Origin of the sequence: Marinobacter sp. CH_CUG1437-1 (assembly GCF_037029655.1) — a bacterium.
Lineage (GTDB): Bacteria > Pseudomonadota > Gammaproteobacteria > Pseudomonadales > Oleiphilaceae > Marinobacter > Marinobacter salsuginis.
Window position 1 is genome coordinate 366,281 of record NZ_JAYMEW010000003.1, and the last position, 13,033, is coordinate 379,313.

13 protein-coding genes are annotated in these 13,033 nt (G+C 58.7%); 8 read left to right on the top strand and 5 right to left on the bottom strand.

Going from position 1 to position 13,033, the window contains the following annotated elements; all coding sequences use genetic code 11:
- The first annotated feature begins 59 nt into the window (after nt 1-59).
- From WA411_RS10515 to WA411_RS10530, 4 genes are all read left to right on the top strand, one after another.
- The gene (locus WA411_RS10515; RefSeq protein ID WP_291906114.1) at nt 60-1,646 is read left to right on the top strand and encodes an ABC-F family ATPase; all 1,587 of its coding nucleotides are present in this window, start codon (nt 60-62) and stop codon (nt 1,644-1,646) included.
- Between the two features lie 182 nt (nt 1,647-1,828).
- The gene (locus tag WA411_RS10520; protein WP_136631061.1) at nt 1,829-2,392 is read left to right on the top strand and encodes a DUF1415 domain-containing protein; all 564 of its coding nucleotides are present in this window, start codon (nt 1,829-1,831) and stop codon (nt 2,390-2,392) included.
- Between the two features lie 201 nt (nt 2,393-2,593).
- A complete protein-coding gene (locus tag WA411_RS10525) occupies nt 2,594-3,325 on the top strand; it encodes a spermidine synthase (protein ID WP_291906112.1) in 732 nt (243 codons plus the stop codon).
- Nucleotides 3,326-3,339: 14 nt separating this feature from the next.
- Nucleotides 3,340-4,242 (top strand): NAD-dependent protein deacetylase, encoded by a 903-nt coding sequence (locus tag WA411_RS10530; RefSeq protein ID WP_069182934.1) that lies wholly within the window; start codon nt 3,340-3,342, stop codon nt 4,240-4,242.
- Nucleotides 4,243-4,292: 50 nt separating this feature from the next.
- On the opposite strand, the gene WA411_RS10535 is transcribed toward WA411_RS10530, so the two are convergent.
- Both WA411_RS10535 and WA411_RS10540 read right to left on the bottom strand, forming a co-directional pair.
- A complete protein-coding gene (locus WA411_RS10535) occupies nt 4,293-5,705 on the bottom strand; it encodes a sodium-dependent transporter (RefSeq protein WP_069182935.1) in 1,413 nt (470 codons plus the stop codon).
- A gap of 91 nt (nt 5,706-5,796) precedes the next feature.
- On the bottom strand, nt 5,797-6,894 hold the full coding sequence (locus WA411_RS10540) for a Glu/Leu/Phe/Val family dehydrogenase (RefSeq protein WP_291906110.1): 1,098 nt from the start codon (nt 6,892-6,894) through the stop codon (nt 5,797-5,799).
- Between the two features lie 369 nt (nt 6,895-7,263).
- Here WA411_RS10540 and WA411_RS10545 point away from each other — a divergent pair, with 369 nt between their 5' ends.
- The 3 genes from WA411_RS10545 to WA411_RS10555 all read left to right on the top strand — a co-directional run bounded on the left by WA411_RS10545 (nt 7,264) and on the right by WA411_RS10555 (nt 9,731).
- On the top strand, nt 7,264-8,022 hold the full coding sequence (locus tag WA411_RS10545; RefSeq protein WP_291906108.1) for an AzlC family ABC transporter permease: 759 nt from the start codon (nt 7,264-7,266) through the stop codon (nt 8,020-8,022).
- Nucleotides 8,012-8,323 carry an AzlD family protein gene (locus WA411_RS10550; RefSeq protein ID WP_291906106.1) on the top strand — a complete coding sequence of 104 codons (312 nt, stop codon included), beginning with the start codon at nt 8,012-8,014 and terminating at the stop codon, nt 8,321-8,323. Before WA411_RS10545 ends, WA411_RS10550 begins: the two co-directional genes overlap by 11 nt.
- 88 nt (nt 8,324-8,411) lie before the next feature.
- Nucleotides 8,412-9,731, top strand: a complete 1,320-nt coding sequence (locus WA411_RS10555; protein WP_291906104.1) for a hypothetical protein — start codon at nt 8,412-8,414, stop codon at nt 9,729-9,731.
- A 152-nt stretch (nt 9,732-9,883) separates the two neighbouring features.
- Here WA411_RS10555 and WA411_RS10560 read toward each other — a convergent pair whose 3' ends face one another.
- The gene (locus WA411_RS10560; protein WP_291906102.1) at nt 9,884-10,645 is read right to left on the bottom strand and encodes a DUF3750 domain-containing protein; all 762 of its coding nucleotides are present in this window, start codon (nt 10,643-10,645) and stop codon (nt 9,884-9,886) included.
- A gap of 193 nt (nt 10,646-10,838) precedes the next feature.
- On the opposite strand from WA411_RS10560, the gene WA411_RS10565 reads away from it, so the two are divergent.
- Nucleotides 10,839-11,054: a dodecin gene (locus WA411_RS10565; protein WP_069182941.1), complete on the top strand. Its 216-nt coding sequence runs from the start codon at nt 10,839-10,841 to the stop codon at nt 11,052-11,054.
- Between the two features lie 13 nt (nt 11,055-11,067).
- On the opposite strand, the gene WA411_RS10570 is transcribed toward WA411_RS10565, so the two are convergent.
- Complete coding sequence (locus WA411_RS10570; RefSeq protein WP_291906100.1) at nt 11,068-11,733, bottom strand: hypothetical protein; 666 nt, start codon at nt 11,731-11,733, stop codon at nt 11,068-11,070.
- Between the two features lie 48 nt (nt 11,734-11,781).
- Nucleotides 11,782-12,948, bottom strand: a complete 1,167-nt coding sequence (locus WA411_RS10575; RefSeq protein ID WP_291906098.1) for a GNAT family N-acetyltransferase — start codon at nt 12,946-12,948, stop codon at nt 11,782-11,784.
- Nucleotides 12,949-13,033 lie beyond the last annotated feature (85 nt).

Below are 13,033 nucleotides of genomic sequence, written 5' to 3' on the forward strand. Positions count from 1 at the left end.
ACAATGCCGGCTTTCTTTTCGCCGGCGTTCGCCCGGCCCCACATCGACAGGTTTGTTTCTTGATCTCCACCGCCAATATCACCATGCAGTTCGGGGCTAAACCCCTGTTTGAAAACGTCTCCGCCAAATTCGGTAACGGCAACCGCTATGGCCTGATTGGGGCCAACGGTTGTGGCAAATCCACGCTGATGAAAATTCTCGGCGGCGACTTGGAGCCTTCCGCCGGGCAGGTCATGCTGGAGCCCAATACCCGTCTTGGTAAACTGCGACAGGACCAGTTTGCCTACGAGGATTGCTCGGTGATCGACACTGTGATCATGGGGCACGAGGAACTCTGGAACGTCAAAAAAGAGCGTGACCGGATCTATTCCCTGCCGGAAATGAGCGAAGAAGATGGCATGGCGGTGGCGGACCTGGAAGTGCAGTTCGCTGAAATGGACGGCTATACGGCTGAATCCCGTGCCGGTGAACTACTGCTGGGCCTGGATATCCCGCTGGAACAGCACAACGGCCCCATGAGTGCGCTCGCTCCGGGCTGGAAACTGAGGGTGCTGCTGGCCCAGGCCCTTTTTTCCGATCCGGACGTGCTGCTGCTGGACGAGCCTACCAACCATCTGGACATCAACACCATCCGTTGGCTGGAAAACATTCTGGTGGCCCGTAACAGCACCATGATCATCATCTCCCACGACCGCCATTTTCTGAACAGCGTGTGCACCCACATGGCGGATCTGGACTACGGCGAGCTCCGCCTGTTCCCGGGCAACTACGACGAGTACATGACCGCCGCCACCCAGGCCCGCGAGCGCATGCTGGCGGACAACGCCAAGAAAAAGGCGCAGATTGCCGAACTGCAGCAGTTTGTCAGCCGCTTCTCCGCCAACGCCTCCAAGGCCAAACAGGCCACCTCCCGCGCTCGCCAGATCGACAAGATCCAGCTGGAAGAGGTGAAGCCTTCAAGTCGGGTGAGCCCGTTTATCCGGTTCGAGCAGGGCAAGAAGCTGCACCGCCAGGCTGTGACCGTGAAAGATCTCTACAAAGGCTTCGGTGAGGAATGTGTGCTGTCCAAGTTGAACTTTCAGATCGAAGCCGGTGAGCGTGTCGCCATCATCGGCCCCAATGGCATCGGCAAAACCACCCTTTTGCAATGCCTGGCCGGCGCCTACACCCCCGACAGCGGCGAGGTGAAGTGGACCGACAGCGCGGAAGTGGGCTACTTCGCCCAGGATCACACGGCGGACTTTGCCGACGATGAAACCCTGACCGACTGGATGGCGCAGTGGACCAAGGGTGGTGAACAGCTGGTGCGCGGCACCCTGGGGCGCATGCTGTTTTCCGGTGACGACATCGGCAAATCGGTGCGGGTGATTTCCGGCGGTGAGCAGGGGCGGATGCTGTTCGGCAAGCTGATTCTGCAGAAGCCCAATGTGATGCTGATGGATGAGCCCACGAACCACCTGGATATGGAGTCCATCGAGGCGCTCAACCTGGCGCTGGAGAACTATCCGGGTACACTGATTTTCGTCAGCCATGATCGGGAGTTTGTGTCTTCCCTTGCGACCCGGATTATAGAGCTCAAGGCTGATGGGGTGACTGACTTCAGTGGCTCTTATGATGATTATCTTCGGAGCCAGGGGTACCTCTAAGCTTATTGATTCGGGCTTTGGGAGTTTGCGTACGGGTGGGTAGGCCTTTCCAAAACACGCTCCTTGCGGCCCATCCCTGGGGCGCTTGGGCTCCGCCATCCATGGCTCCGCACAGTTTTGGAAAGGCCTACCCACCCGCCCGCGCGTGCCTCTGAGCGGCCTTCACTAACAAAGGAAAAAATATGGGCGAGACCGAAATTATCGCTTCAACCCGTAAATGGGTCGAAGACGTTGTCGTCGGCTACAACCTGTGCCCGTTCGCCAAGCGGGAACTGGTCCGGAACCGGGTTCGGTTTGTAGTGTCGGAAGCCGAAACGGAAGACGAGCTGTTACAGGCCCTGCACTCGGAGCTTCAGCGCTTGGAAGAGGAGCCTGAGATTGAAACCACACTGTTGATTCACCCGGGTGTATTGCAGGACTTCGGGCCCTACAATGAGTTTCTCGATGCCGCCGATGGTTTGTTGTCGTACCTGGATATGGAAGGCGTGTACCAGATTGCCAGTTTCCATCCAGACTACCAGTTTGAGGGCACAGAGCCCGATGCGGCGGAGAACTACACCAATCGTTCACCGTTTCCGATGTTGCATCTGCTAAGGGAAGCCAGCCTGGAAGCGGCGATTAATAGTTATCCTGATGTGGATGCTATACCCCAAAGAAACATCGAGTTGATGGAGAAACTGGGAGCGGAGAGGATGCGGAAAATCCTCGTTAGCTGCGTGGAGAACTCGCCGGAAACAGGGGAGTAGGATCAGGAGCCGGTGGGCAGGGCTTTCCAAAACTGTGCGGAGCCATGGATGGCGGAGCCCAAGCGTCACATGGATGTGCCGCAAGGAGCGTGTTTTGGAAAGCCCTGCCCACCGGCGAATGCACGGATCCTAAGGCCCGGGCGGTTAACTCGGATATAACGGCATAGTTGCAAACCAGATCAACCAGAAGAGTCAGAGCAAATGGGACTGCTTTTCGAGCAAATTGACAGCCAGCCTTCGGTGATCGGTGAGATCACGCTTCGCCGGCGCCGGATTCCTGCTATTGGTGACCGGGATATCTACGAGGTGAAGCTGGGCGAGGAATTCCTGATGTCCAGCATGTTCGTGGATGCTGAAGTAGCCCTCTCGGATATCGGACTTGGCGAAACCGAGGGTGACGACCTGAATGTGGTGGTCGGTGGCCTGGGCCTGGGTTACACCGCCGTGGCCGCGCTCAGGCATGAGCGGGTTGCCGAGCTGCTCGTGGTTGAGTACCTGGAACCGGTTATCGGCTGGCATCAGCAGGAGCTGGTGCCGCTGGGCAAAGACCTGAATGCCGATCCGCGGAACCGCTATGTTCATGGCAGCTTCTTCGACCTGGCAATTGCCGATCCTGCAGAGGGCGGTTTCGATCCTGAGAACCCCGGCAAACAGTTCGATGCCATCCTCCTGGACATCGACCATTCACCCCGGGCGCTGCTTAACGATTCAAGCGCCAGCTTTTACACCACCAACAATCTGCGCCTGATGGCCCGGCAACTGAAGCCCCGGGGCGTGTTTGCCATGTGGTCGAACGAGGGCGAGGATGACGAGTTCATGGCCGTTCTCAACGAAGTGTTCACCGATGTGGCTTGCCATGTTGTATCCTTTTTCAATCCATTTCAGAACAGGGAATCGTTTAACACCGTGTATGTGGCCCGCAAGCCGGGCTGAAAACCGGAGTCTGTATGTCTTTGACCACGCACCGTAGCCGACCTTTCAGTTCCAGCCAGCGTCTGCCCGAGCCGGAGCAGCCGCCGGTGTTGCATGAGCCGGAGGAGGCCGGGGCATTGCTAGCGGAGTTTATCCATCGCTACCCCCGCTTGCTGATTCTGACCGGTGCCGGGGTCAGTACCGATTCGGGCATCCCGGATTACCGGGACGGCGATGGTGCCTGGAAGCGCAAGCAGCCGGTTCAGCACAAGGCGTTCATGGAAGACTTCTACACCCGCCAGCGCTACTGGGGCCGAAGCCTGATTGGCTGGCCGGTGATGCGCAACGCGAGGCCCAATCCCTCCCATCATTACATCTCCGATCTGGAGTTGCTTAATCACAGCAGCCTGGTGGTTACCCAGAATGTCGACCGGCTTCACCAGAAGGCGGGTACCCGGGCGGTAACGGATTTGCACGGGCGGGCCGATGAGGTTGTGTGCATGAGTTGCGGCTACCGTTGCCCGCGGGATGAGGTGCACGATCGTTGCGCGGATCTGAACCCGGGCTTCCAGAAATACACGGCCGAGACAGCGCCGGACGGTGATGCCGATCTGGATGTGGATTTCGAGGATTTCCGGCTGGCGGACTGTCCGAAATGCGAGGGGATTCTTAAGCCGGATGTGGTGTTCTTTGGTGACTTCGTTCCGAAAGACCGGGTGTATTCGGCCCTGGATACGCTGAAAGCCAGTGATGGCCTTCTGGTGATCGGTTCGTCGTTGATGGTGTATTCCGGCTTCCGTTTTTGCCGGTACGCCAACGAGTGGAACAAGCCCATTGCCACCCTGAATTTGGGGCGGACACGGGCCGAGGATCTGGTGGATCTGAAACTGAATGCCCGTATCGGGGAGACCCTGGCGTCGGCCCTCACGCAACTCTGAAGAAGAAGGGGGCAGATGAAAGCGTTCATCTGACCCCAAGTTCACGCTGTTTACATCAGGTTGTAGATAAATACCACGGCCACCGCTACCGGCGTCACAAAACGCACGGTGATTAGCCAGAGATTGAACATGCCTGGAGACAGTGCCAGTTCCTTCTCCATGGCCTGGCGCGACATCACCCAGCCTGCGAACAGGGCCACAAGCAAGCCACCCAGCGGCAGCATGATGTTGGCGGTGAAGAAGTCCAGCAGGTCGAAAATGGTCTTGCCTTCCAGCATGGGCACAAAGCCAAGCGGTGCGAAGTCGGACCATAGGTTCAGGGACAGAATCGAGGCAATGCCCAGTCCCCAGCAGACAAAACCGGCGCCCAGCGTGCTGACGGTGCGGTTCATGCCTTTACGCTCCTCCAGCCACTCCACGATAGGCTCCAGCAGCGAGATCCCGGATGTCCAGGCGGCGAAGATCAGCAGGACAAAGAACAGCGTGCCGAACAGGGAGCCCATGGGCATCTGGCCGAAAGCCAGCGGCAGGGTCTGGAAGATCAGGCCCGGGCCGGCACCCGGCTCAAGGCCGTTGGCAAACACGATCGGGAAAATGGCCAGACCGGCCAACAGCGCCACACCGGTGTCGATGACCGACACGGTCATGGAGGTTTTGGCGATGGAAATATTCTTGGGCAGGTAGGAGCCGTAGGCCATCATTACTGCCATACCCAGGCTCAGGGTGAAGAACGCATGGCCCAGAGCTACCAGGATCCCGGACGTTGTGAGCTTGGAGAAATCCGGCTGAAACAGAAACGCCGCGGCTTGGCCAAAGTGCCCGGTGGTCATTGCATAACCCACGACAATCAGCAGGAGCACGAACAGGGCCGGCATCAGGATGCTGACCGCCCGCTCAAGACCCGAGCGAACACCCCTCACAACCACAACCATGACCAGCGCCATGAACAATGTATGCCAGGCGAGCAGGGTGGTGGGATCACTCAGCAGACCCGAGAAGATAGCGCCGACGGCGTCAGCAGTCTGGCCGGTAAGCTGGCCGCTGGCGGTTGTGCCCACGTAGGAAATGGCCCAGCCGCCAATCACCGAATAGAATGAGAGAATAAGGAAACCCGCCAGAATACCGATGGCACCGACCAGCTTCCAGGCCGGGTTGAGGCCGTCCCGTTCGGCAATCAGGCTCAGGCTCTTGACGGGGCTTCGACCGCCGCGACGACCGATCATGACTTCCGCCATCATGATGGGAATACCCACAACCGCGATGCACAGCAGATAAACCAGCACGAAGGCGCCGCCCCCGTTTTCGCCGGTCACGTAGGGAAATTTCCAGATATTGCCCAGGCCCACTGCGGAGCCGGTAGCGGCCAGAATAAAGGCTAGACGTGATGACCAGAGCCCGCGTTGGGCGTTTGAACCTTCAAGCGCCCCCGAATAGGCGGCGGAATCTGAAGAAGTGACGGACATAACTGTCTCCCGGAGTATTTGTTTTTGTATCAGGGTTTAAGAGGGAAGCTGCAGCTGCCTGCAGCTTCCTGAGGGGTGCGCCGGTGTCAGCTCAGCCGGTGCGAGCCAACCGCTCGGGTGCCAGGCTGGCTCCGGCGGTGTGCTTTTTGAACCGTTCTTCCGCCAGTTCGTTGGCGATCTCCCCGGTGGGGCGCCCTGAGCGGCCGGAACGGTTGAAGATTTCGGTCAGGGTGTCGCCGATGGTCTCGACGTGGGCCCGAACGGTTTCCGGAGTGGCGCCAGTGCGCTCGTAGAACACATCGATGATGCCACCGGCGTTGATGGCAAAATCCGGCGCATAGAGGATGCCCCGGTCCCGCAGCATGGCATCATGCTCCGGGTGCTCCAGCAGGTTATTGGCGGCGCCGGCCACAATCCGGGCCTGCAGCTGGGGAATGCTGTGATCGTTCAGTACCGCGCCCATGGCACAGGGCGCAACCACGTCGACCGGCAGGGAAAGAATGTCCTCGGCGGCGGCCGGTCTGGCTCCCAGCTGATCCACTGCCCGCTGCATGTTGTCCTCGTGGATGTCATACACCCAGAGATCAGCGCCAGCGTCCTTGAGGTGTCTGGCCAGCCGGAAACCAACATTGCCGATGCCCTGGATGGCCACCTTCAAGCCGTTGAGGTCCTCCCGTCCGAGTTTGTGTTTCACTGCTGCCTTCAGGCCAATAAACGTCCCGTAAGCAGTTGCCGGTGATGGGTCGCCGTTGCTGGGATTGCCGTCGAAACCGGTGCGCGAGGCGATGCCGGCAACGTGGCCGGTGTGTCGGCCCATGATCTTGAGGTCCGGTACGCTGGTGCCGGAATCCTCTGCCGCAATGTACTGCCCGCCCAGACTTTCCAGATGACGGCCCATGGCCTCCATCAGCGCTTCGGTTTTCTGTTTGCGCGGGTCGCCAATAATCACCGACTTGCCGCCACCCAGATCCAGGTTGGCGAGGGCCGACTTGTAGGTCATGCCCCTTGAAAGCCGCAATACATCGCGCACCGCCTCTTCATCGGAGGCATAGGGAAACATCCGGCAGCCACCCAGTGCGGGGCCGCGGGAGGTGTTATGGATAGCAACGATGGCCTTCAGGCCGCTTTCGGGATCGCAGAAAAAGGACAGATGTTCGTGGTTATCGAACTCGGGATGGCTGAATAGCATTGTGAAATCCTCTCCCACTGGGCCGGATCTCGGCATGAGCGGGTATCTTGTTCTTGTCGACCGGCTTGTGGCCGGCGTTTCGATTTCAGGTGTCCGCTTTTCCCTTGGGGGTTACCCATTGAAACTGCCCTTTTGGGGCTGGACGAAAAACAAACTAGCCGCATTTAACGTTAACGTCAACATGCAAAAGTGAACTATTCGGTGCGGTGGTTGTTCTTCGGTTTACAGGCTTTCCTGGAAAGTTTCGGCGTAATCACGGGTTTATCTATTCGCGCTTTCTGCTCGGATCTGGTCCATTAGTCTCAGATCTGGTGGTTTCTGCGGGAACTACCTATACGCGTTTGGGGGAAACTGGCCTAGTTTCCCCTGATGTCTGTCGCTTCCTATTCTTATCAGCTTCAGCCGGCCCGGGTGCGGGTGGAGTTTTTCCGGCTACTTCCCATCTCATTGTTCGTGGTGGCGTTTGGTGCTGCCTTTGGATTGGCAGCAACGCAGAAAGGCCTTGAACCGCTCCAGGCCGTGTTGATGAGTGCCACGGTCTTTGCCGGGGCCTCCCAGTTTGCAGCCGTCGATATGTGGGGCGCCCAAGTCTCTGTCCTCCCGATGATTGCCGTGGTCTTCGCCATTAACTCCCGCCACCTGCTTATGGGCGCTTCCCTGTACCCGATGCTCCGGGATGTATCGCCTGGCAAGCGCTACGGCCTTTTGCTGCTGCTGACGGACGCCAACTGGGCGGTGTCTGCCCAGGAGTATCAGAGCGGCCGGCGCAACCTGGAGGTGATCCTCGGCGGTGGTCTGGCCCTCTGGCTGGCCTGGATCATCGGTACTGGGCTGGGCGTCTACTTTGGTGGGCTGCTACAGAATCCCAAGGCCCTCGGGCTGGATATGGTCCTGGGCTGTTTCCTTTTGGCCATGGCTTTGGGCGGCAAGAAATCACCCAGGGTGCTCGTGGCCTGGACAGTGGCCGCAGTGGCATCACTGGCGGCCTGGAAATGGCTGCCGCCCAATACCCACGTAGTGGTCGGGGCCCTGGCAGGTGGAGCTATCGGATTTTTCTGGCTGGAACCAAAGCCTGCTTCGGATGGGAACGATGTAAGAGGTGGGGAAGCCAGCGACCATGACCATTGAAACCACCACCGCGGGCATTCTCCTGCTGATCGCGATCATGACGGTTGTAACCCTGGCGACCCGTTTCGGCGGTGCGTTTGTCATGTCGTTCGTAAAGATCAATCCCCGCATCGAGAGCTTTATCAAAACGATGGCCAGCTCGGTTCTGATCGCCATCATTGTGCCCATGGCTTTCAGCGGTGACCTTGGGGCAGTGGCAGCCCTGATAGTCACAGCGGTGATCATGCTGGCCCTGCGCAAGCCGCTGCCGGCGATAGCGGCTGGCATCGCCGCTGCCGGTATTGTGCGCTATCTGAACTGAACGCCCGAACCTGAGTCGATCAAAAACTGCTCAAGTCTGGTGCCGCCCGGCCGATATACCTGTGTAGTGACCACAGGTACCCGAAGCCATGATTTCCTCCAGCCAGATTTCGCTTTTCCAGGACAGTTCCCGCCAAGTATCGGCGTTCGACAGCACCCAGCTGCGCATCAACCGGCAAGCGCCAGGGCCAGCGCCCCAGGCTAACGGGAATGCGGTGGGCTCTGAACTGACACTCATGCGCCAGGCTGCCTACCGTTACAGTAGCCAGGAGCAGCTCGCGTTCAGTGGAAGCAGCACCGTGACAGGTGACGGTCAGCAGAGCGTTTTCACCAGTGCACAGCTGGCAGAGAAAACCTCAGAGCTGCTCCTGATGGGCCAGCAGGCGCTGAGCGTAAGCCGTGCGGCTCTGGGCGGTGATGCTGGCGTCGAGGGTCGTGGCAGCCTTTCGGTTTCCGCCGGGCGCTATATGTTCTACTCGGAGAGCGAGTCCAGAAGCTTTGCCTCTACCGGCACCATCAGCCTGGAGAACGGCGAAACCATTGATTTCACGCTCTCCCTGCGGCAGTCGCAGTCCCGCACTTACGAGTATTCCGAGCTGGTCCAGATCCAGGAACGGCCGCTTACCGATCCGTTGGTGATCAACTTCGGCGCGGCCACCGCCCGCCTGACCGACACCCTGTTCGAGTTCGATCTGAACGGCAACGGCGAAACCGGGCAGTTTGCCTCGCTGGGCAGTGGCAGCGGCTATCTGGTGCTGGATCGCAACGGCAACGGCAAGGTGGACGATGGCACCGAATTGTTTGGTCCCCAGAGCGGTTCCGGCTTCGGCGAGCTGGCCCGGTTCGATGACGACGGCAACCGGTGGATTGATGCCAATGATGAGATCTTCAAATCGCTGTCCGTGTGGGTGCAAACCGCGGACGGCGCCCAGGCCCTGAAATCCCTCGAGGAAGTCGGGGTTCAGGCCCTCTACGTGGACAATGTCGAAGACCGCTTCACCCTCGCCAACAGCCAGGGCGTGCCTCTAGGCCAGATCAAGGGCTCCGGCATTTACCTGACGACCGACGGCGAGGTTCGCACTCTCGAGGAAATTAATCTGGCGGAGCAGAATACGACCGACTCGCCGGTTACCGAGACGGTCCTCGGCACCGAACGTGGCTTAACGGACCGCGGCGGCAGTGATCTGGTGGAGGCCAGGGTGGAGGCGATCCGCTCGGCACTGGAGAAGCTGAACGAAATCCGCGAGAAACAGAAGGCATTTATCGAGGAGTCTAAGGAATCCGGCAAGCCGGAATCACCGCTTGTCGATTACCTGAAGCTCATCGATAAAATGCGGCTGGAAATGCTGAACAGCCAGGATGAGAAGAAGCAGGCTGCGAGTCGGTATCTGGAGTTTGCTAGTCTTTGATGGCTAGCTCCGGGGCAGGTCAGGTCGGGTGCAGGGTTCCCAAAAATGTGCGGAGCCATGGATGGCGGAGCCAAGCTTACAGGGACGTATTCACAGCGTTTTTTGGGAGCCCTGCACCCGACCTGGCCGTCTGTTCAATGAGGCTCATCGGCTCATTCGGGCATCGGGTTGGTATTTCTGAGTGCCAGTTCCCCAATGCCGGGTAGCTTGATTCCGAGCGCCAACGGGTTAATCCCGAAAGAAAGACCCAAAAGGTTCAGTTCCAGCCCTTCGCGGACACCTGCCAGCACGCCAAAATACCCGCCCAGCGAAACCTGGTAACCAGCGCCACCCGGAACCTCTGCGAACACCCGATCGCCCAGGTAGTCCTTGCCGATTGCGTGGTTGGGCAAAGCGACATCAAGTCCAGGAACCTCCCGTATCACCCAGGCCACGAAGGTATTGCTGTTGGGGCCCGGCCAGGCTTCGTATTCGGTTGGGTAGGGGTAGGATTCCACTGCCCGGTAGATGTCGGGAATAAGCTTTTCTGCCTCTTCTCCGCGGATATCAGCATAGAGTTCCGGTTTCGCACCATACCAGTGTCTGTCCGGTTCGCCCGGGCGGGAATTGACCACGTAGCTGCGCCAGCCAGTAACCTCATGAACCCGGTAGTGGCTGGCGCCTTTTTCCTTGGTGGCTATCCAGGTATGGACTGCAAAGTAGCCTCGCCAGCTCCAGGCCCGAGCCCCGTAGACCTGGACGATGGCCTCGTCGGCCTGTTCTGGCAGGGGCGCAATGCGGGCGCTTTCCCGGGTGGCTGTCTGCCAGCTCTCCGCTCCCTGCAAGCTGCCGCTGGTGGCCAGCAGGATTGGGCCGGAAAGCAGCAGGAGCACCGCACCGACAAACCAGCTGGTGTATTTCAGAAATCGTTTCATGAATCCAATCCAGAACGTGAGGGTATCCGGGACTCGTCGGGGCTCAGAAAGTTCCGGATGGCGTTATTCATTGTAGTGAACAAATACGTCCTTCGTCTTGTTGCGGATGAGGACTGTGCCGGGCTGTAGTTTGCTGGCATCAGGCTTGTCTTCTAGGCTGAAAACTACAAGCTGCGATTTTAAGGAGGGTTCCATGTCTGACCATCATGTCTACAAAAAAGTGGAAATTGTCGGGTCTTCCAAGAAGAGCATTGAAGACGCCATCGAGAACGCACTGGAGGAGTGCGGCAAAAGTGTTCGCAACATGGAGTGGTTTGAGGTAACCGAGACCCGCGGCCACATCGTCGATGGCAAGGTCGGCCATTATCAGGTGGTTATGAAAGTAGGGTTTCGTATCGCTGACAGCTAAGGCTGGCGGGTCCTCAGCTGCTTCGAATGGTCCGGTGCCGGATAGACGAAACCAACTGGTTCATCAGTTCCCGGGCTTCGCCCTCATGCAGGCTGTGACATTTTTCCTGCAATACCCGGCGGTCGTGGTTGGATGAGGCGCTGGTGACGTCCTTGAGCAGATCCAGATACTGGCAGGCCGCCAGGTGGGCCTTTATTTCCGCATCGATCAGCCGGGTAACCAGTTCATCAACGGATTCGGTGCAGAACGGACGGTTCCGGTTCAACAGGTTGCGTGCCTCCAGGGCAGCGTTGCGGGCTTCCAGTCTGAGTTCGCCGGCGGCCTCGCCCGCTTCAACCGCCCTCAGGAACATGCCCAGGCGTTCATGAAGATGCCATACCTGGGGCCATATCTTGCTGTAGGCTTCCACTTCTGTGTGATAACGGGCTTCTTCAACCGGCGAGCCTGACGCTCCGTTGCCGGCCTCCCCGGGGCGATTGAACTGCGCGACTCTTATATCGTCCACTTCCCGCCATAGGGTGTCCGAGCGCTCACGCAGCGCTGTCAGTTGCTCCTGGTATCGGCGTCGTGCCCCTGAACCCCAAAACAGGGCAATGAGCGCCAGGCCCAGCGCTCCGGTGGCAAGAAGGAGCGGCAGGCCACCTGCCGATACCGTGCTCCAAAATGGGTCTGCATCCATAATATCTGACCCCTGCGCAAATCCTGTCTGGGTCTTTCAGTATAGAAGTTAATCCTGCGTCTGCTGTCGAAAGGGTAGGACAGATTGTGCCTCTTTGAAGTAACCGAGGACGTGTTCGGCTTCTTCATGGGTGAAGTTTTCTATCGCCCTGCGGAAGCCGGGGTGAAGGATTCCGTGCCAGGAATGGGTAATCACCGGTTCAAAGCCGCGCACCAGTTTATGCTCGCCTTGGGCGCCGGCGTCAATGTGGCTGAGCCCCAGCTCCATGGCCAGCTCGATGCCCTGGTAATAGCAGGTTTCGAAGTGCAGGTGGTTGTATTCGTCCAGGCACCCCCAGTAACGCCCGTACAGGGTGGTTTTGCCTGCCAGGAACAGCGCCCCGGCAATCATTTCACCTTCGCGCTGGGCGATCACGAGGTGTACATGTTCGGGTAACTGTTCCCGAAGCAGCTCAAAGAAGCGCTTGTTGAGGTACGGCCGCTGGCCCCGTTTCAGGTAGGTAGCCTGGTAAAAGACATAGAAGGCAGACAGCACATGCTCGGGAATATCCCGGCCGTGGAAACGGGCAAAGGAAATGCCCTGTTCAGCAACCTGGCGACGTTCCTTGCGTATGGATTTTCGCTTGCGGGACGTCAGAGCTGCCAGGAAATCCTCGAAGTTCCCGTAACCGTGGTTGTGCCAGTGGAACTGGCATCCAATGCGGTGTAGCTCCTGGTCGTGTTGGAGCAGTTTCTGGTCCTCGCTGTCCGGAAAGAGAAGGTGCCAGGAGTGGGCGCCCAGTTTGTCGGTCAGCGTGTCCAGCAGATCATGAATCTGCTCGGGTGTCAGTTGTTCCCGCAGGTCCGGGGCCAGCAACAGTCGGGGCCCGGCAGAAGGCGTAAACGGGATGGCGATCAGCAATTTCGGATAGTACGCAAGGCCATGTCGCTGATAGGCATCGGCCCAGGCCCAATCGAAAACATATTCCCCCATGGAGTGGCTTTTCAGGAAAGCCGGTGCCAGGCCTACGATTTTGTCGTCCGACTTGAACACAAGGTGGCTGGGAGACCAACCGGTGGCTTCGGACGTGCAGCCGGAGGCTTCGAGAGCCTGGAAAAACTCGTAGCGAAGAAAAGGGTTGGTGCAGCCCGCCAGTCGTTCCCACTCTCGTGCGGGAATGTCATTGAGGCTGGCGCAGGTTTCCAGGGTAAGAGTCGCTTGTCCGGATTCTGGCATGGTGCGGGAAAACTCCTGTGTGTACCCGTTACCATACGTCAGAACATGGCTTTTGATCACCCTCGGCGGCCCTCCGGAACCTCGT

Excerpts from the sequence above, each read along its gene's own strand:
- WA411_RS10520 (WP_136631061.1), top strand. The coding sequence starts at position 1,829 with ATGGGCGAGACCGAAATTATCGCTTCAACCCGTAAATGGGTCGAAGAC.
- WA411_RS10525 (WP_291906112.1), top strand. The coding sequence starts at position 2,594 with ATGGGACTGCTTTTCGAGCAAATTGACAGCCAGCCTTCGGTGATCGGT.
- WA411_RS10530 (WP_069182934.1), top strand. The coding sequence starts at position 3,340 with ATGTCTTTGACCACGCACCGTAGCCGACCTTTCAGTTCCAGCCAGCGT.
- WA411_RS10535 (WP_069182935.1), bottom strand. The coding sequence starts at position 5,705 with ATGTCCGTCACTTCTTCAGATTCCGCCGCCTATTCGGGGGCGCTTGAA.
- WA411_RS10540 (WP_291906110.1), bottom strand. The coding sequence starts at position 6,894 with ATGCTATTCAGCCATCCCGAGTTCGATAACCACGAACATCTGTCCTTT.
- WA411_RS10545 (WP_291906108.1), top strand. The coding sequence starts at position 7,264 with ATGTCTGTCGCTTCCTATTCTTATCAGCTTCAGCCGGCCCGGGTGCGG.
- WA411_RS10550 (WP_291906106.1), top strand. The coding sequence starts at position 8,012 with ATGACCATTGAAACCACCACCGCGGGCATTCTCCTGCTGATCGCGATC.
- WA411_RS10555 (WP_291906104.1), top strand. The coding sequence starts at position 8,412 with ATGATTTCCTCCAGCCAGATTTCGCTTTTCCAGGACAGTTCCCGCCAA.
- WA411_RS10560 (WP_291906102.1), bottom strand. The coding sequence starts at position 10,645 with ATGAAACGATTTCTGAAATACACCAGCTGGTTTGTCGGTGCGGTGCTC.
- WA411_RS10565 (WP_069182941.1), top strand. The coding sequence starts at position 10,839 with ATGTCTGACCATCATGTCTACAAAAAAGTGGAAATTGTCGGGTCTTCC.
- WA411_RS10570 (WP_291906100.1), bottom strand. The coding sequence starts at position 11,733 with ATGGATGCAGACCCATTTTGGAGCACGGTATCGGCAGGTGGCCTGCCG.
- WA411_RS10575 (WP_291906098.1), bottom strand. The coding sequence starts at position 12,948 with ATGCCAGAATCCGGACAAGCGACTCTTACCCTGGAAACCTGCGCCAGC.